The following is a 22,063-nucleotide window of genomic DNA, read 5'->3' on the forward strand; positions in this document are numbered from 1 at the left end:
CAATTAAGGTATGCCATTCACTAAAGTTGTAGCGACGATGTCTTTGAAAACAAAAATTACATTAAGAACCGCTGTGGTTCTGCCATTCGTGATGATTTTTCTATTCACTATGAGCGTAATGGTTTTTACTCAAAAGCAAAGCTACAAAGAAATGGTGAGTGATCTTAGTGCGCGACAACTAACATCACTCACAGACAACGTTCATAAAAGTCTTTCTGAGTTTTTAGAAAAACCGTTTCACGCCAACCTCTCGCTGAGCCACAACATCGGTTACCACCACCTTTATCAATCGGGGAACCTCAGCAGAGTTCAAGACTATATTCTTTATAAGTTCTCTACGCATTTTCAGGCCGTTCCTCAACTGGATGTGATCGGCTTTGGCTCTGAAGACGGTAACTACGTTGGCTTTCGTCAAGAAGCCAACAATGGTTATACCTTGATGGTGCAAGATGACCGAACCCAAGATCAACTTGTCATTTATCGCGGCAGCACGATTAGTGAAGACATTCGCTCCGTCATTTCGGGATACGATCCGAGAATTCGTCCTTGGTACACGCCTGTTGTTAATCAAAAAACAGCTTCTTGGTCGCCCATTTACGCCAACGCTGATGAACGCCAAGAGATCACGCTTTCAGCCCTAGCACCTATCTATGACGACAACGAATTTAAAGCCGTGATTGTCAGTGACATCAAGATCAACACTTTCAACGCCTTCTTAAGAAACCTAAAAGCCGAAACCGATGCCTCTGTCTATATTATTGACCAACAGCAGCGCTTGGTGGCGCACTCTGGTGGGGGCAGCGTTGTCTCTTGGGGAACCGGTAAAACTCATAAAGGTCAGCGCTTATTAGCAACAGAAAGTGCTAACCCCATCATAAAAGAGAGCGCCAGTTACGTTGACCAATTTCATTTGATTGAAAATATGGGCGTGCAACGTTTCAAATTTACTCTTGATGGTGAACAATACTTCAATCAGATCACGCCTTATCAAGATGATCACGGCATCAATTGGTTTATTGGTATGTCGATCCCTGAAACCAACCTGCTTGGTGATTTACCTAAAAACCAAAGAAATAGCTGGCTACTTGGACTGCTTCTCAGCTGTATCGGTATTATCGCAGGATTGATCGCCTTTAATCGAGTTACCCAACCCATCACCTCCACAGCAGATGCCGCCAAACGTCTCGCGAACGGCGACTGGGACAGCGGCATGCCAAAATCTGGCAATAACATCTACGAAACCAGCCTGTTGGTAGAAGCCTTTAATGAGATGGCCAACAATTTAAAAGCTTCATTCCAGCAATTACAAGCTCAGCTTACCTATGACTCGCTAACCAAACTATACAGCCGTGAAGGCTTTATTGAGGCCGCTAAGACAAATGGCGATATCGAAAAAGGCACTCTGTATTTAGTGGGTATTGATCGCTTTCGCGACATTAATGACAGCTTAGGTCATTACAATGGTGACCAACTGCTTATCATCGCGGCAGCACGCCTAAGAGGCACACTGCCTAGTGAATACCTATTAGCCCGCACTGGTGGCGACGAATTTGCAATCTATGCCCCTAATGTCACCCAAGATGACGATATTCAATTACTGACCAACCGCTTACTTCAAACCTTTGCGTCTCCATTTGCTATGGAGTCAGAAAATGTTGTCATTAATGTTTCAATTGGAGTCGTAGGAGTCTCTAACGAGCAAGATATTACGCTGTGGCTACGCAATAGCAGCATTGCACTCAGCAACGCAAAGCAAGATAAGACTCGTGTCAGCGTATACAGCCCCGAGATGGGCAAAGCTTCTAGGCACCGAACTAAAATGCTCGCTCGTATGAACAAAGCCATCGAACTGCAACAGTTCGAGCCTTTTTATCAGCCAATTATTGACCTTGAATCTGGCTCAACAATTGGTGCGGAGGCCTTAGCACGCTGGATAACAGACGATGGTATCGTCGCCTCACCATTAGATTTCATCCCACTTGCAGAAGAGACTGGGCTTATTTACGACATCGGCCAGCAAATCCTGCACAAATCTTGTCGGGATACCGCCATCGCGATCGCGTCAGGAAAATGGGGTAAAGACTTCACAATTCACGTTAACCTCTCCGTCGACCAGTTGAGTGAAAGTAGCTTTGTTGATCGAGTCCAATCCATACTGAGTGAGACAAAGCTATCGGCTAACAATCTTACGTTAGAGATCACCGAATCGCGCATCGTAGATAATGACCCCATAATCATCGACAACATGCTGACTTTAAAAGCACTGGGTGTTTCCATTGCGATTGATGATTTTGGCACAGGATATTCATCGTTAGCGTACTTACATAAGCTGCCATTTGACTGCCTTAAAATCGATCGCAGCTTTGTTAGCAAGTTGGATAAGGAGAACCTAGACAGCTCTATCGTTGCAGCAATCGTTAATATCACCAAGGGCTTCAAGGTAAGCATAGTCGCAGAAGGTGTAGAAACTCAGCAACAAGCGGATCTACTCAAACAGCTGAAATGCCCGCAGGCGCAGGGGTTCTTATACAGTCGCCCGGTTCCTTTTGAGCAATGGCCAACCGACCTCTGCAACGTAAGACAAAGCAGTAAAGAAAGCATGATGTAAAGTAGATAGAGAATTGACTTACAGACAGACAAAAAAATGCCAGCATGATGCTGGCATTTTTTATGTTTGTTTCTCGAACGTGTAATTAAATCACACGAGAGAATTGCTGCTGGCGAGCCTTTGCACGTAGGTATTTATCAAAACACATGCAGATGTTACGGATCAGCAAACGGCCACGCAAAGTCACGCGGATTTCTTTGTCATCCACTTCAACCAACTCATCATTGATGAAGGTTTGCAGTAGCCCTAAGTCTTCTTTGAAGTAACCATTAAAGTCTACAGAAAACTCAGACTCGATCATGGTTTTATCAAGCTTAAAGTTACAGATAAGCTGTTTAATGACCTCACGACGCACTAGGTCATCACTGTCTAATACCACACCTTTCCAAAGTGCATGACGCAGGTCATTCACCTGAGCGTAATACTTCTTCAGCTCTTTTTGGTTTTGAGCGTAAGCATCACCGACCATAGAGATAGCAGAGACACCGAAACCAATTAAGTCAGCTTCACCTTGGGTCGTGTAGCCTTGGAAGTTACGATGCAAGATACCTTCGCGTTGTGCTACTGCTAGCTCGTCTTCAGGTAGTGCAAAGTGATCCATTCCGATGAACTGGTAACCAGCGCCCGTTAGCGTTTCGATGGTATCTTGTAAGATAGCCATTTTCTCTTTAGCTTCTGGTAGGTCTTCGTCTTTAATCTTACGCTGCGCAGCAAACAATTGCGGCATGTGTGCGTAGTTAAATACCGATAAACGACCCGGTTTCATTTCTAACACTTGCTTCAATGTTTCCGCGAACAAAGCTTGAGTCTGCTTTGGCAGGCCGTAGATCAAATCAAGATTAGTAGAGCGGAAGCCTAGCTCTTTAGCACGCTGAACCATTGCAATAATGAACTCTTCATCTTGTTCACGGTTAACCAGCTTTTGCACTTCTTTATTGAAGTCTTGAACACCAATACTCAAGCGGTTAAAACCTTCGCGGCGTAGGTGGTCGAGTACATCAAGTTCAATCTCACGTGGGTCAACCTCGATACTAATCTCAGCATCAGCCGTGAAGTTAAACTCATCACGCAGAATCATCATCAAACGAGTGATTTGTACTTTTGTTAGGAATGTCGGGGTACCGCCACCGAAGTGCAGTTGAGTCACCTCGCGACCATTCAGCAAAGAAGCGCGTTGACGAATTTCGTGTTCAATCACATCTAGGTACTCATCCGCTTTGTGCGAATGACGGGTAATGACTTTGTTACAGCCGCAGTAGTAACAAAGCTTGTGACAGAACGGAATATGCACGTAAAGAGAGAGTGGACGCTCAGGGTATTGCGTACACGCCATGTCGTAATCAGCGACGGTAAACGCTTCATGAAACTCCAACGCAGTTGGGTATGAAGTGTAACGAGGTCCCGAATAGTTGTACTTGTTTAAGATTTCTTGATCCCAAACGATTTGCTGATTCGTTGTTACTGGCTTGCTCGACATAGCGGTAATTCCAATTTAGATCCGCGAGAACCTAAGGTCTCTCAAATCATTTTACATACATTAAAATATAGACGGGTTATTTTGCCACACGACCAGTAAGGTCGTTTCAAGACAAAATCAATTTTTTAGACAAAAACTCAGAACTGCTAGCTTGATCACTAACAAAGCGTCGGGATTAACGAGACGCAAAAGGTAAGAAGGCTTATTTAACATTATCTGTTAAAGACAAAGCGTATTAAAGACGTGAGTCTTAAAGCTGTATATCTCAAAAACAGCGCGTCTTGAAACAGCACGTTTTGAAAACTAAATGTTAAACAAGCCTCAATTTTAAAAGTCTTAGCGACTAAATCATCTGAATATTGATTTGGTTGTTAAGAGGTTTAATTTTCTCCTGCAACCGTTTCAAATCTTCGATGACGGCATCATTCAAGCGAGTCTCTGCCTTGTGGCGTGTGAGATTCTGCTGCATGCGCTCTTTCTTGGTCAGTGCCTGTCTTTCATCTCCGCGAGCCATGTCTTTTACGATATGGTACAGCTCAGAAAGAGCAGGATATTCAGAATCAAAATCGACACGCTCATCACCCTGAACATTATCCATAATGATACACACTCGGATACTGATCTCAGGTAAATCACACTGCCCTTGAATACCCGCTAGACACAAAGTATTCACGTTCTCGTAAATCTTTGCGTTACGTTTTTCAATGGCAAGTGCTTGATGCTGCTTTTGCAACTCCGTCTGCTTCTTCACTTGAAGTAGAAGGTAACCTGCATAAGAGCCCAAGCCGAGAATGATTATTCCGCCAGCAATTGCTAATAAGGTTACATTCATTGGCTCTTAACCTTTAAAGCTGTCTAAATCGAAGTCTTCGAATTGAGATAACAAGTCTTCATCAGAGCTTGCTTTCTTCTTAGAAACAACAGGTGCTTCTTCGAAAATCTCTTCTTCATCGTCTTCTGGCTCTAGCAGACCCAAGCGGCCCATTAGGTGTTCGATACGATCAAGTTTCTCATCAACGAACTTCTGTAGACCTGCACCTAGGTTTTCACCATTTTCGATACGATCTAATAGTGTATTCAGTTGAGCATCATTCTCAAGCATCTCTAACTCTTGTTCGTTAGATAGCTTGCGCTCTTGTTTCGTCGGCTTCTTCGCTGGTTCAACGATCAGCGGAATTTTTTTCTTGCTGCCTAAACGAGGGTCGCGAGCTAGTGCAGCTTTGCGCTGTTTTGCTTCGCTACCATCTGAGTGACGGCTACCAGACTTAAGGCCTTTACGCTTTTTAACACGCTTACGTTCACGACCTTCAACATCAGATTCACTACGGTTACGAGTAACCATAGGTTCCGGAGCGCCAAGTGCTCCTGGTTTTCTTGATTTCTTACTACGACCCATTACTGCACTTTCCTCAGTAAAATTACATCATTTCCAAAAAATTCTAGTTCGAGCTTATCCCGCTCTGCCAAAAACTGGAATGTTTGACGACTAAAGAAGACGACATGTGTCGGGTCATTCTTGTAGTGCCAACCAGCAAACGCGTCTACGTCTATTACTAGTTTAGTCATAAGACCAATCCAGCCCTTGGGTTTAACTAAATTCAACCATTGCTGCCACACTTTGTCTGGGTGGTAAAGATGCTCTATCACCTCCGTGGCAGTCATAAAGTCATACGTTTTTTCCAACACAGAGGGTTCTGGGTGGTAATAGATATCGTACAACTCCATGGTGTGTCCGGCTTCTTCTAACATAATAGATAGCGTAGGGCCTGGGCCACAACCAAAATCCAACCCGTGTGAGTTAGATGAAATTTTGTCTGTTAGAGGATCTGCGATGCGAGATAAAAAACGGCGATAGCCTGCATCACTAGGATCGTTCTCATGGAGATCATAGTGTGCTTTTTCTTCTTTTGCTTCTAACCTTTGTTCAGGTTTAACAAATACCAGTTCACATTGCTGACACTGCAGATAAGCTCTGCGTTTGTCTTCAAAATAGTGATTCACGCCTTGGTGATGGCATAAGGGACAAGTATACATAGCACATCCTTAAACAGGGATGCGAAACATACCAGAAACTGAGTTTATAGTGGAGAGGTATTGGGTGTTTTTTCATCAAATCAATAAAAAAAGCGATAGGAAAACCTATCGCTCTCTAAATCTGCCTATATCGGCCAAAATTTGCATACTCAACTTGGTACACAAATCTCCATTTGTTATTGGTGCTTTCCATGCCAAATTTGTTTTTTGTTCATCGTCCTGATGAGTTTTGGCTATCCTTTTCTAACACCTTGTTACTGGGCTGTCCTAGCCTGATCCGTTTCTGTCTATACCGTTAGACTAGATGACCATCCGTATCTAAGTCAGCTCCTAGCTGATGACGGGTACTTTACCTTGTTACAAAAAGACTACAAGAGTGCGACTTCACACTTTTGTACACAAATTGAGCTCGTATTGATAAATAAGATATGAACACAGCACTCATAGATAATAGTAATACAAAAGAAAACGCCCCAACCATTTCTGATCGGGGCGTATCTTGAATCTCGCTCGAACGTACATTTCTTTACTCTGGCTAAGAGCAAGAAACCGACATATTAGTGTAAACCACCAACGTACTTCGATAAGGTATCAATATCTGCGTCTGTTAACTTTTTAGCTACATCACGCATCATCGCATTCATGTCGTTATTACGGCTACCATCGCGGAATTTCTCAAGTTGAGCCTTGATGTAATCTGCGTGCTGGCCAGAAATTTTAGGGAAACCAGAAAGTTCAGTACCGTTACCACGAGGACCGTGACAAGCAATACACGCCGTTACGCCACGTTCTGCGTTACCTGCGGTGTAAAGAACTTTACCTTCATCCACAACATTTTCAGGAGTTGAGTTACTAGAAATAGGTAGAGAGGCGTAGTATGCCGCTAGGTCAGCCATATCTTCTTCAGATAAAGACATCGCCATCGCACCCATTACAGGTTCATTACGACCTTGTTTACCACCACTCGTCATACCGAGTTTAAGCTCTTTTAACTGCTTCTCTAGGTACTTCTCATGTTGACCAGCCAGTTTAGGGTACTGAGTGATCAGACTGTTGCCGTCAGCACCGTGGCAGGCAACACATGTTTGTGATTTGGCTTTACCAGCTTCAATACTACCTTGAGCCCATACTGAGCAGCTGGCTAAAAGACTCAAAATTAGCGCTAATTTCTTCATGACATTCCATTATAATTATCAAGCTTCCAGTACCACTCTATGTTGCCACTCATGGTACAATAGGCGACCTTATGCCGAGCACGGTTATTTTACACAAATTCACAAAAAAGTAATCAATCGACTACACAAAGTCGAGATGGAGTTAACAGTGAGCGTAAAAATTCATTATCAAAACACGCATTTCATTACCAGTGCACCTGATATTCGTCATTTACCAGAAGACGAAGGGATCGAAATTGCGTTTGCAGGACGCTCCAATGCTGGTAAATCTAGCGCGCTAAATCGCGTTACAAACCAAAAAAGCTTGGCGAAAACCAGTAAAACACCCGGTCGAACTCAGCTAATCAACCTATTTAAGGTAACGGATGGTTGTCATATCGTCGATTTACCTGGATATGGCTTTGCTCAAGTACCGCTTGAACTAAAGAAAAAGTGGCAGAAGTCGCTAGGTGAATACCTACAACGTCGCGAAAGCCTGAAAGGTTTAGTGGTATTGATGGACATCCGTCACCCAATGAAAGACCTTGACCAACAAATGATCTACTGGGCTATCGATAGCCGCATCCCAGTACAGGTTTTGTTAACAAAAGCAGACAAACTGAAAAGTGGTGCGCGTAAAGCTCAGCTACTAAAAATCCGTAACGATGCGAAATCTTTCGGTGGTGATGTTGCGGTTGATGTTTTCTCTTCAATGAAAGGCATCGGCGTTGACCAACTGCGTGCCAAGATGGATGAGTGGTTTGCCCCAGCTTTCGCTGACCAACTCATTGATGAGCTAGCGGACGAAGAGCACAACGATTCAGAGTAGTTCTCCTAACTATAGATTTATCTATAGTTAGGGATTAAAGCACTGACAACCAGTGATTTAGCCTTATCAATACCTCGCACTATAAAAGCGGGGTATTTTTTTGCCAGAAAATTAGTGAGTTAGGCCTGAATTATTAGCGATAGAGACCGCATTTATCCGCTTAAACCAATAGAAGTGAACCATACTAAAAGACACACCGAAATAAACAGAACAATGAGAAAGGAGTACTCATGTGGAAAACACCATTGGCCATCATTGCACTTATGCTGGTCTCATTAACAGGGCTCGCCTCTGAAGCAGAACAGACCAAGACCGAGGCCGCTCTGGTCAATGTTGATATGACCTTAGATCTCGATGGCATGGAGAAGTATGCTCAGGAGGCAAGTGAATCTCTTGAGGTGATATCGCAATCTTTGCAGGCGATCGTCAACAACCCCAACCTCAGTGAAGATCAGCAGCAAGCATTGAATCAGACCGTCGAAAGCATTAATAAGCTCGCCAGCTCTACCAAGACATCACTCAATCAACTCCCACAAGCCTTAAACCAATCTCGACTCGCCTTTAAAAAGACCAGTCAAATGCTGTTGGATGATATTCAGACCAAGATCATCATTGCGTTAGTGGCTGTGGTCGCTGTCATTGTCATCGCGTTGACTGCTATCTACCTACTTATCCTAAAACCCATGCAGCAAACCTTGGTAAAAGCGACCCACAATATCTCTTCTATGGCGCAATCCATCCAGATCACCGCCGAAGCGCTAAAATACAGTACTGAGAAACAACAAGAAATTATGGAGTACATTGAGCATTCACCCGCTCAATACACTGATAAATAAGGCGTGACTTACCTATCTTTTACCGACCATTTGTAAAATAAAAGTTATTTCAAATGATAAAACAATCAAATTAGAGATGGATTTAAATTACCAAATGCTGATCGAGTTCCAGATCTAAGGCAAATCAGGTGTTTATCACTGTGCTTGAGAAAGCGTAAGAAAAGACACTAAAAAGGGCGGGTTTACGGGAGTAATCGTAGGTTGGAAAAATTTTCTTTCGCACAAGAAAAAACGCCCCAGTCAAATACTGACTGGGGCGGCTGAATCAGCCTAATCCAATAACGTGAAACAAAAGGTCTGAAAGATAGAACATCTTACCTCTGTACCCTACAAGATTTAATGTACAACAATTGCTCAGAAATGAAAACAATTTTTGTAGTTTTTTTTCATGAATGTTTTATTAAAACATCTAAGTTCTTTTCACAGCTCATCTTTATTCGAGACAAAAAAAAGCCAGTGTTTGTGCACTGGCTCATACTAATTTGCTTAATAAGGTCAAAAACTGATTAGTGGGCTTGATCCCAGTTGTCACCGTGGCCAGCTTCCGCCACAAGCGGCACTTCTAGTTCTGCCGCGGATTCCATCAATTGTTGTACTTTACTTTCAATTTCGGCTAAAGCTGACTCTTCCACTTCAAACACCAATTCATCGTGTACTTGCATCAATAGCTTCACACGACCATCGCCTTCGGCTTGAATCCACTCATCGACTAACAACATCGCTTTCTTGATGATATCTGCCGCTGTACCTTGCATTGGCGCGTTGATCGCTGCGCGTTCAGCCGCTTTACGACGCATACCATTACGAGATTGAATTTCAGGAAGGTGCAAACGACGGCCGTAAATGGTTTCAACGAAGCCTTGCTCTGAAGCCGCGCTGCGTGTGTCTTCCATGTACTGCATTACGCCAGGGTAACGTTCAAAGTAAGTGTCCATGTAGTGCTGTGCTTCCCCACGAGGAATACCCAGTTGCTTAGCCAAACCAAAAGCACTCATGCCGTAGATAAGACCGAAGTTAACGGCTTTAGCACGACGACGCTGTTCAGTGGTAACTTGATCAATGGCCACACCGATAATCTCAGCAGCCGTTGCCGCGTGGATATCTTTGCCTTGTTGGAATGCTTCTAGTAACGCTTTATCACCCGATAGGTGCGCCATGATACGCAATTCAATTTGAGAGTAATCGACCGCTAGGATCTTCCAACCATGTTGTGCAACGAAGGCTTGGCGAATACGACGACCTTCTTCATTTCGAATTGGGATGTTCTGTAGGTTTGGATCAGTCGAAGACAAACGGCCCGTTGCTGTCACCGCTTGGTGGTAAGACGTGTGAACACGGCCTGTTTCAGCGTTGATCATCTTCGGCAATTTATCTGTATAGGTAGACTTCAGTTTCGCAAGGCCACGATACTCAATAATCAACTTAGGTAGCGGGTAATCAAGCGCCAGTTCTTGCAGCACTTCTTCGTTGGTTGAAGGTGCCCCTGATGGCGTTTTCTTGATAACAGGCAGACCCATTTTCTCAAACAGGATCGCTTGCAGCTGTTTTGGCGAGTTCATGTTGAACTCTTGCTCTGCAATCTCGTAAGCTTTCTGCTCTAGTTCGTCCAGACGAACCGCAATCTCTTGCGATTGAGCGCCTAGCAACATGTCATCGATGAATACGCCAGTGCGCTCAATGCGAGACATGACAGGAATCAGCGGGACTTCAATTTCTTCATAGATGGTTTTAAGCTTTTCATCTTGATTGATGTTTTCCATCAAGCGGTTATGAAGACGTAGTGTCACGTCTGCATCTTCCGCGGCATACGGAGAAGCTTCACCCAGTTCAATTTGATTAAAAGTAAGTTGTTTCTTACCCTTACCTGCGATTTGCTCAAATGAGATGCAGCTGTGCTGTAGGAAACGCAGTGCCAAGCTGTCCATATCATGCTTACCACCTACGCTATTGAAAACGTATGACGCCAACATGGTATCGAATTTAATCCCCTTCATATCGATACCGTAGCGCGCTAGCACACTCATATCGTACTTCAGGTTTTGTCCTACCTTTGCTTGTGAATCATCTTCGAGAATTGGCTTAAGCTGTTCAAGTACCCAATCGCGATTCAGCTGCTGCGGTGCATCTAAGTAATCATGGGCAACAGGTACGTAAGCGGCAACGCCTTCTTCGGTTGCGAATGACAAGCCAACAAGGTTCGCGACCATGTAATCTAAGCTGTCTGTTTCCGTGTCGAAAGCAAATACTTCAGACGCTTTCAGTTTTTCTAGCCAAACATTGAATGACGCTTCATCGAGGATGGTTTCGTAGTTGCTGCGATCAATCGTCACGGCAGATGTATTCATCTCTACAGTAGACGTTGTTGCAGAAGCGCTGCTACGTACTGATCCAACTCCCGCTGCGGCAGATTTTTCAGCCGCCTCAACGACACCATTGCCACCTTCAAGTAGCTCATTCAACCAAGATTTGAAGACCAGTTGACCGTATAACTTAATCAGCTCATCGATATTGGGTTGTGCTTTTACTAATGACTCAGGCGTCTCTTCAAGCTCAACATCCAGTTTGATTGTTGCGAGCTGATAGGACATATCAGCATTAGCTTTATTATCAGCTAACTTCTTAGCCATGGTTTTCGAACCACGGAAACCAAGTGCCGCAATATCATCAAGATTTTGATACAACTTTTCGATACTACCGATGCCTTGCAGCAATGCGGTTGCAGTCTTATCGCCGACACCCGGGACACCCGGAATGTTATCCACTTTATCGCCCATCAGAGCAAGATAATCGATGATCAACTCTGGCGGGATACCAAACTTCTCGATAACACCTTCACGATCCATCACTACGTTGGTCATAGTGTTGATCAAAGTAACGTTATCATCCACCAATTGCGCCATATCTTTATCACCAGTACTGATAAGCACAGGCATACCGAGAGCTGAAGCCTGAGAAGCCAGCGTACCAATTACGTCATCCGCTTCAACGCCAGGAATAGAGATAAGTGGTAAACCCATCGCACGAATAACATTGTGCAGAGGCTCTATCTGACAACGAAGATCGTCAGGCATAGGTGGTCGGTTTGCTTTGTACTCTGGGTACATGTCATCACGGAACGTCTTTCCTTTCGCATCAAAAATAACCGCAATACGATCAGAAGCAAATTGACGCATCATGCTGCGTAACATGTTAACCACACCGTAAACAGCGTTGGTAGGGATATCACCATTGCTCATGGTGCCAGGGTAGGCATGGAACGCGCGATATAGGTAAGAAGAGCCATCGATCAGAATCAATGGATTATCAGGAATACGAGCCATAATGTTTGTGTATCCAGTAAGTACAGAAATTATCTGTTAAGAATGCCACGTCTGTTGGTTGGATTCCACGTTGTCGATCTGTATCCGTTCACTCGGTTGTGTTCGATATAATCGATTTGTTGTTATTTTTTGTTCTTAGACGCAAGCGTTCTGTGGATAACTCTGTTTATATTATTTATCCACCTTGTTGAAAACTAAGCACAACAAGCAATAAAACAACAATAAGCTCATGAAAGTAAAGAATAAAATTACAGATCGAACATATGATCAACGATCTTTTTACGATCTTGCGTTGTGGAAAAGAATACTGATGGCGTTTTATTCATAAAAATATGTGCCACTAAATATGCATCTTGTTGAAATGAAGGTATAAAAAAAGCGACACCCGAAGATGTCGCCTAGCAAAAACCGGTAAAGCCATTCAAATTGAATACCACAGCTTTACCTAAAAGCTATAAATTACACTGGAAGCAATGTGAGCAATGTCGTGTCAAAAAGAACTTAGTACAAGTTCGCGAGAATTCTGTTGGGTAACCAAGTTGACACTTGAGTACTTAACATCCTTGTGAACATTTCCTCATTCCCTAAGACAAAGTTAATAATAATGATTCTCATTTAATAGTCAACACTTAAATGATAATAAATCTCATTTAATTTATAAGCCGTTAACAGCAGTGCTCAAATTTGCTTCAAAAAATGGATTCTATGGGCATTAATGTCTTCTTTTTCTTCTAATTTTTCGATTAGGTAACCGTTTCTCAATAACAGACGTAGCATCGCAGGAAACTGGTTACGAGATTTCACTTTTAGCTGTTGGTAGCCCTGTTGCTTCACCCACTGTTCTTGAGTGTCTAATTGCGCCTGTGCAACACCTTTATTCCTTGCGATCGGTAACACGCCACCAAACCAGCTATAGAAAGTGTGCTGATCCAATTCATAACCGATCTTAAAACCAAGCAGCACGTCATCGTCTTCAGCCACTAAAATCAGGCTCTTTTTCCCAGCAAGCCGCTCTGCAAGAGAAGCAACGCTTTCGTTCTTAGCAAACTCGGAGATCTGTTCAACAACAGAGACGACCTCTTCTAACGAACCTTCACGTACGATGATTGACATCTTGTTTCATCCTCATAAAACAAAAGGGCTAGCACAACGGCCAACCCTTTGGTGATCATATGATTTGCTTGATCGTACTTACTTGCCTTGCAGGTGCTCAGCAGCTTGTGCGTTATCTTCAGCAAGCCACTCTGCGACATCTTTAGCGAAGTACGTCAGGACGCCATCAGCGCCAGCACGCTTAAAGCACAACAGTGATTCCATGACGGTTTCACGCTCTTTCAGCCAGCCGTTTTGAATCGCCGCTTTGTGCATCGCATACTCACCAGATACTTGATAAGCAAACGTTGGAGCTTGCAGTTCATGCTTAACACGGCGCACGATGTCTAGGTAAGGCATGCCTGGTTTCACCATCACCATATCCGCACCTTCATTAAGATCCATCGCGACTTCATGAATCGCTTCATCGCTGTTGGCTGGATCCATCTGGTAGTTCTTCTTGTTACCACCTTTCAGGTTCGAAGCACTGCCAACTGCATCACGGAATGGGCCGTAGTAGCACGATGCATACTTTGCAGAGTACGCCATGATTTGGGTATGAATGTAGCCAGCTTCTTCTAACGCTTCTCGGATTTTACCAATACGGCCATCCATCATATCCGACGGTGCAACCACATCAGCACCCGCTTCAGCGTGTGATAGTGCTTGCTTAATCAAGACTTCGGTCGTCTCGTCATTCATCACGTAACCATCTTCATCGATGATGCCGTCTTGGCCGTGTGTAGTGAACGGATCCAGTGCTACGTCAGTAATCACACCCATATTTGGCACGTGCTCTTTGAGTAAGCGTACTGCTCGTTGTACCAAACCTTCTGAGTTATGAGCTTCAGCCGCGCATAAACTTTTAGCATCTTGGTTCACTACCGGAAACAGAGCAATTGCAGGAACACCCAATTTTGACAGGTAATCCGCTTCCTCAAGCATAAGATCGATAGACAGGCGTTCAACGCCTGGCATTGACTCTACAGGCTCACGACGCTCTTTACCCATAAGAATAAACATTGGGTAGATTAGATCATCCACAGACAATTGATTTTCTGCCATTAGGCGACGGCTAAAGTCGTGCTTACGCATACGGCGCATACGGCGACCTGGGAATTGACCTTGAATTGAAACAGACACTAGATTCTCCTTGCCTAGTCTAAGCACCGAAATGCTTAGATATGAAAAGTGCAAAATACAGGCAAAAGCATATCACTGATGGCTCAGGACGCTAACAGTAAAATATAAAACCCACTCAAAAACAGGGAGAAATGGCAAAAAATGACCTTCTCCTCACACTGCCGTATACTCATGACAATTCAGTAAAGACCGCTTTCAGGACAAAACAATGATCGATACCCATGCCCATATTTACGCGAGCGAATTCGATGAAGACCGTGAACAAGTCGTGCAACGCGCGCTTGCTCAAGGTATTGATACCATTCTGCTGCCGAACATCGATTTAGAATCTATCGAGCCAATGCTAGCGACAGAGGCTCAGTTTCCTGAGGTATGTCGTTCAATGATGGGTTTGCACCCTTGTTACGTAGATGCAAATATCGAGCAGACCCTCAAAACCGTTCGAACTTGGTTTGATAAGCATGACTTTATAGCCGTAGGTGAGATTGGTATCGACTTGTACTGGGATAAAACCTTTAAAGCAGAACAAGAGATGGCCTTCGTCACCCAATTGCAGTGGGCAAAAGACCTCGACCTACCTGTCGTCATCCACACCCGTGATTCCATTGAAGAAACACTCGCACTACTTCGCCAAGAACAAGACGGCAGCTTACGTGGTGTGTTTCACTGCTTTGGCAGCAGCTTAGAGGAAGCTCAAGCAATCAATGCGTTAGGTTTTCATTTAGGCTTAGGAGGCGTGTCGACGTTCAAAAACTCAGGCATGGACAAAGTAATCCCTCACCTTGATATGAATTACATCATTCTTGAAACTGATTGTCCGTATTTAGCACCGGCACCCAATCGCGGTAAGAGGAATGAGCCAGCGTACACGGAGTTGGTTGCACAGCGAATAGCCGATCTTAGAGGCATGACGATTGAAGAGGTTGACGCGTTAACCACTAAAAATGCGAGAGATTTATTCAATTTATTATAGATTTATCAGTAAATTAAATTAATTGTATTAACAAATAATATTTGAGAACAAAAGGCAATGAGTCTATTATCAACCGCATTCATATGGGGATAATAGATATGTGTGACCACTCACAATACTTACAACGTCAACATCGAACCCTATGGCATAAAATTTTGGGTATCAAAGAGCTCTATATATGCCAAAACTGTGGCTATCAGTTAAAGATTCGATAAACAAAACATAATAAAAAAGCGGCCAATAGCCGCTTTTTTATTATGTGATTTTTTGCTGCTGGGCTCTAACGATCAGCTCTTTGCCAATTAAGATTCAGCCTCTTCTTCCTCATCACCCTCTTCTGGTTTACGCACATAAAAACGCGCAAAGAACAGACCAATCTCAAACAGAATACACATTGGAATCGCCAACAGGGTTTGCGAGATCATATCGGGTGGTGTCAGCATCATACCAACAATGAAAGCACCGACGACGATGTAAGGACGCTTTTCTGACAAAGCTTTAGGCGTTGTCGCCCCTGTCCAACATAGCAAGATAATCGCGACTGGTACTTCAAAAGCAATACCAAAGGCAAAGAACAACGCGAGTACAAAATCAAGGTAACTCGATATATCGGTTGCGAACTCAACTCCACCTAATGATATAGCCGTAAAAAAGCCAAATACCAATGGGAATACCACGAAGTAAGCGAACGCCACACCACAGTAAAACAACAATGAACTTGAAGCCAACAACGGCATGATCAAGCGCTTTTCATGCTTATATAAGCCCGGAGCGACAAAAGCCCACACCTGATACAAAATAAACGGAACCGCGATAAAAATAGACGCGATTAAGGTTAATTTCAGTGGTGTGAAAAATGGCGATGCAACATCAGTCGCAATCATCGTCGCCCCTTCAGGTAGGCGATCTACCAAAGGTGCTGATACAAATTCATAAATATCATTAGCAAAATAAATTAGCCCGACAAACACGACCAGAACCGCGACAATCGCACGTAGTAGGCGATTACGTAGTTCTAGAAGGTGGCTAATTAAAGGCTGTGTCTGCTCAGTCGAAGACATGTCAAACCTCTTAAACAGGAAGATCGAAAAGGAGTCGCGTGCATACCTATGTACTTAAACATCGAGCTACTTAAGTATCTGGCGACTCCTCCTAGCGAGACTATTCGGCTTTCTTATCTGACGGTGCTGAAGCTTCACTATTGACCTGAATGGTTTCAGATTCCACAGTTTCCGTGACACTAGGTTTAGTCTCACTTGGCTTATCAGACTCAGGCTTAGCATACGGACGTTGAACCTCAGCAGCGGCTTGCTTGAGTTCATCAACTGATGCTTTTAGATCTGGAGATAAATCTTCCATACCCATTTTTTCCGCCTTACGTAGGTTTTCTTGAAGTTCTTGCACCTTAAGCTCATGAGAAAGTTCATCTTTCACACTATTTGCCATGCTTTTCGCTTGTCCAACAAACTTGGAAACACTGCGAATCGCCACAGGCAAACGCTCAGGTCCTAAAACCACTAACCCAACGACAGATATTAATACCAGTTCCCAAAAACCGATATCAAACACGATTTACGCCTGCTCTTTGTCTTTCTTTGTTTCAGCAGTTGTTTCAGCGCTCGCTTCTTTCTTCTGCTGCTCAATATTCTTTGGTTCAAAGTCTGCGTCTTTCTTATCTGCAGGCTTGTCTTCATCGCTCATCGCTTTTTTGAAGCCTTTAACCGCTGAACCTAAGTCACCACCCATGCCGCGCAGTTTCTTTGTTCCGAATAGCAAAATTACAATTACAGCAATGATTAGAAGTTGCCAAATACTGATACCACCCATTGTCATTGTCCTCGGGTCTGTCTACACATAAAAATATTAAGAGAGTCTACTGTCTAACGACGGTAAGCTCGCCAACTAAGCAGCCAAAATGTGACACCTGCGATGCCACAGCCCATGGATAGCTGCTCATAAGGGCTTGAAACTAATATTGCGGAGCATACGACTAAAGTTGCTCCAACGCCAAACAAAAACTTTCCAGTCGCTTGCTGACGCTTACTATCTCGGTAGCCTTGATAAAGCTGATCCATTCTGTGGTTCATCGCTTTACCTTGGCGCAAGCTGTCATAAAGTAGCTCTGGCAGCTCTGGCAGTTTTTCTGCCCAGAATGGTGCACGCTCTTTTACTGCGTTGATCACAGCTTGCGGCCCCACCTGATTCATCATCCAGGTTTCAAGGAAGGGCTTGGCGGTTGCCCACAAATCAAGCTGCGGATACAACTGACGACCTAGGCCTTCCACATACAACAAGGTCTTCTGCAGAAGTACCAACTGAGGTTGAACCTCCATGTTGAAACGTCTTGCTGTATTAAATAAGTTTAGCAACACATGGCCAAATGAGATCTCGCCAAGTGGTTTTGCAAAAATCGGCTCACACACCATGCGAATCGCGAATTCGAAATCGTTAACATTGGTGTCGTGTGGTACCCACCCCGAATCAACGTGCAGCTCGGCAACTTTACGGTAATCTCGATTAAAGAAAGCCAGCAGGTTCTCGGCTAAATAGCGCTTATCTTCGCTGTTGAGCGTGCCGACAATGCCACAATCCAAACCAATCCACTGAGGGTTGTCTGGATTTTCAGGGTTAACGAATACGTTACCTGGGTGCATGTCTGCATGGAAAAAACTATCGCGGAACACTTGGGTGAAAAATACCGTCACACCGCGTTCAGCCAGCAGCTTCATGTTGGTGCCGTTAGCATTCAGTGTTTCAATATCTGAAACTTGAATACCATAGATTCGCTCTGACACCATCAAGGTTTCACTGCTTAAATCAGGAATAACTTCTGGCACATACAGCTCTTCGCTGCCTTCAAAATTACGTCGCAGTTGAATCGCATTCGCTGCCTCGCGGCGCAGATCCAGTTCATCAAGTAACGTTTTCTCGTACTCGTGAACCACCTCAACAGGTTTCAAACGACGTGCTTCAGGAAGCGACTTAGCGACTATACGCGCCATTCGGTGCATCAGTTTTAGATCTGCATCAATCACCGGGCGAATATCAGGGCGAATTACCTTCAGAACAATCTCGCGGCCGCTCTCTTTAAGCTTCGCAGTATGCACCTGAGCGATAGAAGCTGAAGCCAGTGGCTCGATATCAAAGTCGGTAAACCAGTTATCTAGGCTACCACCCAGTGCCTTTTCCATATCTTGCTTGGCCAACGCGCCGTCAAATGGAGCGACTTGGTCTTGCAATAAAGCGAGTTGATCTGCGATATGAGGAGGAAACAGGTCACGACGCGTCGACATCATTTGACCAAACTTGATCCACACTGGCCCTAACTCTTGCAAAGCAAGACGTAAACGCTGACCTAACTCTTTATCTTGATGTTTGTTCTTAAGCCAAAACAGTGACTTTCTCGCCAGCAAAGGGGCTTTCGTTAACTGGTGCTCAGGCATCAACTCATCAAGGCCGTACTCTAACTGTACCTTGATAATATGATAAAGACGTTTCAGTTCTGCTGGGGTCATGCTTTCTCCAACAGAGCGTTCAATTTAGCTTCAAGGCGTGCTACTGAGCTTTTTACGTCATCAACTTGGTCGCAAAAGTGCACCACTTCTAACGGGGCTGGAGCAATCTTCCACTCTTCTGTCAGAACCTGAGCAACATGGTTTTGATGCTTAGTGGCTTGCTTCGCCACAAAACCACCGACGTTTTTAACACCTTGCACTAAGGTATGCGCAACCACATCACCAGTCGCACGAGATAACCACTCTTCCAAGTCTGGCTTGCAGTCTGTCATCAGTTGAGCAAACTTCTGCGCCAGTTGAATATCACCTTCTAGAATCAACTTATCTTGTTTGATCAGCTTAGTGATGTTCGATTGCTCACGCAGTTCCGGTAACACCGATAAATTCAAAGATAGGTAGCAATCAGGCTGCCCTTCATATTCCGACAACACATCGATCTGTTGACTGAAAACGAAGGTGAGTGTTTTGTTCAACTCTTTCAAATTAACTTGAATGATCTGTCCCTTTAAACGAGACAAACGACGAACCAAGGCGGGATCATCGTTCACGAAAGTATTTAAAGAGGTTTCAATAACCGCGGTGACCAATGGATCAAATGGCATGACTGTCCTTACCTTTGAAAACGGATAAGCCTTAACCTATCCGTTCTATCTTTATTCTTATTTTTTAGCGTGCTCTACGAGCTTGCTACCAAGTTCGACTAGAACTTGTAACCACGGTGCAGCGCTACAATGCCGCCCGTTAGGTTGAAGTATTTCGTATTTTCAAAACCCGCTTCTTGCATCATACCTTCCAAGGTTTCTTGGTTCGGGTGCATGCGGATAGATTCTGCAAGGTAACGATAGCTGTCTGCATCGTTAGCAATCAGCTCACCCATTTTTGGCAATAGGTGGAAAGAGTATGCATCGTAAACCTTTGATAAAGGCTCAAGTACTGGCTTAGAAAACTCAAGAACCAACAGACGACCACCCGGCTTAAGTACGCGGTACATTGAACGCAGCGCTTGGTCTTTATCGGTTACGTTACGCAGACAGAAGCTGATAGTAATGCAATCGAAGTAGTTGTCAGGGAATGGTAGTTCTTCAGCGTTCGCTTGTACGTAATGTACGTTGCCAACAATACCGCTATCACGCAGCTTATCGCGGCCAACATTCAGCATCGAGTTGTTAATATCAGCAAGAACCACGTGGCCTTTTTCGCCAACGATACGCGAGAATTTCTCAGTAAGGTCACCAGTACCACCACCAAGGTCGAGAATACGTTGACCAGGACGTACGCCACTGCAATCAATCGTGAATCGCTTCCACAAGCGGTGAACACCACCCGACATTAAGTCATTCATGATGTCGTATTTAGCGGCTACAGAGTGAAATACCTCTGCTACTTTCGCGACTTTTTCGTCTTTTGCGACGGTTTCGAAACCAAAGTGTGTGGTTTCCGACTCTACTGCTGAATTTGTCTGCACGCTTGTGTCCATAATGCTGTTATCTACCATGGTAAGTTCTCATCGACAGCACACTCTCTGTTTAGAGGCGCTGCAGCCGATTAGTTTACTTTATCCTCAGCAGGTTGTCTTTCTACTAAGGAGGCATTTTCTGAAAAAGCCTCATTTTGAGCCATTTCGGCAATCCCAACCGAAATCGATTTTTTCACTTCAACACCAAGTTGTTTGAAGCTTTCTGCCTGACGAATCACATTGCCACGTCCAGTCACCAGCTTATTCATTGCCCCTTGGTAGCTTTGGTTGGCTCTATCAAGTGAGCTACCAAGGCCTTCCATATCATCAACGAATAAGCGTAATTTGTCGTAAAGTTTGCTCGCTCGCTCCGCAATAACTTGCGCATTTTGGTTCTGCCTCTCATTGCGCCACAAGTTATCAATAGTACGCAGTGCCACCAGCAGGGTGGTTGGGCTGACCAAGATAATGTTTTGTTCCATCGCATCTTTGACCAAGCTAGGATCCGCCTGAATAGCCACTTGGAATGCTGGCTCAACCGGGATAAACATCAGCACGTAATCCAAGCTCTGGATGCCTTTAAGCTGATGATAATCTTTCTGGCTTAACCCTTTTATGTGCGCTCGCAGTGACACCAAGTGATCACGCAGCGCAGCATCGCGTTGTTGATCGGTTTCAGCATTGAAGTAACGCTCAAAGGCCACCAAAGCCATTTTAGAATCCACCACCACTTGCTTATCCTGTGGTAAATGCACGATCACATCCGGCTGATAACGCTTACCCGCATCGTTTTGTAGGTTCACTTGAGTTTGGTATTCATGCCCTTCTCGCAGCCCAGACTCAGCAAGTACTCGAGCCAGTACCACTTCGCCCCAATTGCCCTGCTGTTTGTTATCACCCTTTAGCGCTTGAGTCAGATTAACCGCTTCACGTGTCATACTCTCATTGAGACGTTGTAGGTTCTTCAGTTCGTGTACCAAGGTGTGACGTTCTTTGGCCTCTTGGCTGAAGCTGTCATTCACTTGTTTCTTGAAGCCTTCCAACTGCTCTCTCAATGGAGACAACAAACCTTCTAGGCTCTGTTTATTTTGCTGATCGACCTTAGCGGTTTTGCTCTCAAACAGTTGATTAGCTAACAGTTCGAACTGCTGCTTAAGTCGAGATTCGGCTTGCTCTAGCAACTGTAGCTTTTCGCTATTGGCGAGGTTTTCTTGGTCGTGTCTTGCTTCTTGTTCGCGCAGCTCAGCTTCTAATTCAGACTTATGATCCTTAAGCACATTGATCTCATCGGCGTACTGCTGACGCTCTTGCTTCACGGCTTCAAAATAACGCAGCTTCTCCATCGCAGCCATCACCTTGCCATGTGCCTGCTTAAGTTCAAATGCCGCTTTATCTCGATCATCATCCAACTCATTGAGCTCTTGTTGCGCCTCTGCGAGTGAAGATTTGAGCTGAGATTGTTGTGACTCATGCAGCAAACGGTCGGACTCGAGTTGCTGTTCAAGAAGTCGCTGCTGAAAAGAGAACTTCTGTTTGATCCACCAGCCCACCACACCGCCGCTGACGAGCGCGCCGGAAATAGCAGCAATAAGCGTTGCCTGATGTTCGATAATCCATTGCATGATA

The 22,063-nt window shown here is 44.3% G+C and carries 19 protein-coding genes; 4 read left to right on the forward strand and 15 right to left on the reverse strand.

Translation table 11 applies throughout. The annotated features are described in order from the left end of the window. Positions 1-10: 10 nt before the first annotated feature. Positions 11-2,608 (forward strand): EAL domain-containing protein, encoded by a 2,598-nt coding sequence (locus L8S15_RS15610; RefSeq protein WP_102385164.1) that lies wholly within the window; start codon positions 11-13, stop codon positions 2,606-2,608. Positions 2,609-2,693: 85 nt separating this feature from the next. Here the strand turns inward: L8S15_RS15610 and hemN are convergent, their stop codons facing one another. The 5 genes from hemN to L8S15_RS15635 form a co-directional block, all read right to left on the reverse strand. Further along, positions 2,694-4,085 carry an oxygen-independent coproporphyrinogen III oxidase gene (hemN, locus tag L8S15_RS15615; RefSeq protein ID WP_010433511.1) on the reverse strand — a complete coding sequence of 464 codons (1,392 nt, stop codon included), beginning with the start codon at positions 4,083-4,085 and terminating at the stop codon, positions 2,694-2,696. Positions 4,086-4,428: 343 nt separating this feature from the next. After that, on the reverse strand, positions 4,429-4,917 hold the full coding sequence (locus tag L8S15_RS15620; protein ID WP_010433509.1) for a DUF2489 domain-containing protein: 489 nt from the start codon (positions 4,915-4,917) through the stop codon (positions 4,429-4,431). 6 nt (positions 4,918-4,923) lie between these two features. Further along, complete coding sequence (gene yihI / locus L8S15_RS15625) at positions 4,924-5,481, reverse strand: Der GTPase-activating protein YihI (protein ID WP_010433507.1); 558 nt, start codon at positions 5,479-5,481, stop codon at positions 4,924-4,926. Next, positions 5,481-6,119, reverse strand: coding sequence for a class I SAM-dependent methyltransferase (locus tag L8S15_RS15630; RefSeq protein WP_010433503.1), 639 nt, complete (start codon positions 6,117-6,119; stop codon positions 5,481-5,483). Before L8S15_RS15630 ends, yihI begins: the two co-directional genes overlap by 1 nt. A gap of 557 nt (positions 6,120-6,676) precedes the next feature. Continuing rightward, complete coding sequence (locus L8S15_RS15635; protein WP_004735574.1) at positions 6,677-7,294, reverse strand: c-type cytochrome; 618 nt, start codon at positions 7,292-7,294, stop codon at positions 6,677-6,679. A 148-nt stretch (positions 7,295-7,442) separates the two neighbouring features. Here L8S15_RS15635 and yihA point away from each other — a divergent pair, with 148 nt between their 5' ends. Further along, positions 7,443-8,102, forward strand: a complete 660-nt coding sequence (gene yihA / locus L8S15_RS15640) for a ribosome biogenesis GTP-binding protein YihA/YsxC (RefSeq protein ID WP_010433499.1) — start codon at positions 7,443-7,445, stop codon at positions 8,100-8,102. Between the two features lie 230 nt (positions 8,103-8,332). After that, complete coding sequence (locus L8S15_RS15645; protein ID WP_016794091.1) at positions 8,333-8,938, forward strand: hypothetical protein; 606 nt, start codon at positions 8,333-8,335, stop codon at positions 8,936-8,938. A gap of 506 nt (positions 8,939-9,444) precedes the next feature. Here L8S15_RS15645 and polA read toward each other — a convergent pair. The 3 genes from polA to hemB form a co-directional block, all read right to left on the reverse strand. After that, positions 9,445-12,258, reverse strand: a complete 2,814-nt coding sequence (gene polA, locus L8S15_RS15650) for a DNA polymerase I (protein ID WP_280574056.1) — start codon at positions 12,256-12,258, stop codon at positions 9,445-9,447. Between the two features lie 678 nt (positions 12,259-12,936). Continuing rightward, positions 12,937-13,371 carry a GNAT family N-acetyltransferase gene (locus L8S15_RS15655; protein WP_016787704.1) on the reverse strand — a complete coding sequence of 145 codons (435 nt, stop codon included), beginning with the start codon at positions 13,369-13,371 and terminating at the stop codon, positions 12,937-12,939. Between the two features lie 78 nt (positions 13,372-13,449). Beyond that, on the reverse strand, positions 13,450-14,493 hold the full coding sequence (gene hemB, locus L8S15_RS15660; RefSeq protein WP_010433487.1) for a porphobilinogen synthase: 1,044 nt from the start codon (positions 14,491-14,493) through the stop codon (positions 13,450-13,452). Between the two features lie 208 nt (positions 14,494-14,701). Here hemB and L8S15_RS15665 point away from each other — a divergent pair, with 208 nt between their 5' ends. Further along, a complete protein-coding gene (locus L8S15_RS15665; protein WP_010433484.1) occupies positions 14,702-15,466 on the forward strand; it encodes a TatD family hydrolase in 765 nt (254 codons plus the stop codon). A gap of 302 nt (positions 15,467-15,768) precedes the next feature. Here L8S15_RS15665 and tatC read toward each other — a convergent pair whose 3' ends face one another. The 7 genes from tatC to rmuC all read right to left on the reverse strand — a co-directional run bounded on the left by tatC (position 15,769) and on the right by rmuC (position 22,059). Continuing rightward, positions 15,769-16,527, reverse strand: a complete 759-nt coding sequence (gene tatC, locus L8S15_RS15670; RefSeq protein ID WP_010433482.1) for a twin-arginine translocase subunit TatC — start codon at positions 16,525-16,527, stop codon at positions 15,769-15,771. A gap of 100 nt (positions 16,528-16,627) precedes the next feature. Then, positions 16,628-17,035 carry a Sec-independent protein translocase protein TatB gene (tatB, locus tag L8S15_RS15675; RefSeq protein ID WP_010433478.1) on the reverse strand — a complete coding sequence of 136 codons (408 nt, stop codon included), beginning with the start codon at positions 17,033-17,035 and terminating at the stop codon, positions 16,628-16,630. Between the two features lie 3 nt (positions 17,036-17,038). Continuing rightward, positions 17,039-17,293, reverse strand: a complete 255-nt coding sequence (tatA, locus tag L8S15_RS15680; protein WP_004735565.1) for a Sec-independent protein translocase subunit TatA — start codon at positions 17,291-17,293, stop codon at positions 17,039-17,041. Between the two features lie 53 nt (positions 17,294-17,346). After that, the gene (ubiB, locus tag L8S15_RS15685; protein WP_010433475.1) at positions 17,347-18,981 is read right to left on the reverse strand and encodes a ubiquinone biosynthesis regulatory protein kinase UbiB; all 1,635 of its coding nucleotides are present in this window, start codon (positions 18,979-18,981) and stop codon (positions 17,347-17,349) included. After that, on the reverse strand, positions 18,978-19,583 hold the full coding sequence (locus L8S15_RS15690) for an SCP2 domain-containing protein (protein ID WP_016768252.1): 606 nt from the start codon (positions 19,581-19,583) through the stop codon (positions 18,978-18,980). Before L8S15_RS15690 ends, ubiB begins: the two co-directional genes overlap by 4 nt. Before the next feature lie 98 nt (positions 19,584-19,681). Next, a complete protein-coding gene (gene ubiE, locus L8S15_RS15695) occupies positions 19,682-20,461 on the reverse strand; it encodes a bifunctional demethylmenaquinone methyltransferase/2-methoxy-6-polyprenyl-1,4-benzoquinol methylase UbiE (protein WP_280574108.1) in 780 nt (259 codons plus the stop codon). A gap of 65 nt (positions 20,462-20,526) precedes the next feature. After that, complete coding sequence (gene rmuC / locus L8S15_RS15700) at positions 20,527-22,059, reverse strand: DNA recombination protein RmuC (RefSeq protein WP_010433470.1); 1,533 nt, start codon at positions 22,057-22,059, stop codon at positions 20,527-20,529. Between the last annotated feature and the right edge of the window lie 4 nt (positions 22,060-22,063).

Origin of the sequence: Vibrio sp. S/42/10, assembly GCF_029890535.1 — a bacterium.
Classification (GTDB): Bacteria; Pseudomonadota; Gammaproteobacteria; order Enterobacterales; family Vibrionaceae; genus Vibrio; species Vibrio cyclitrophicus.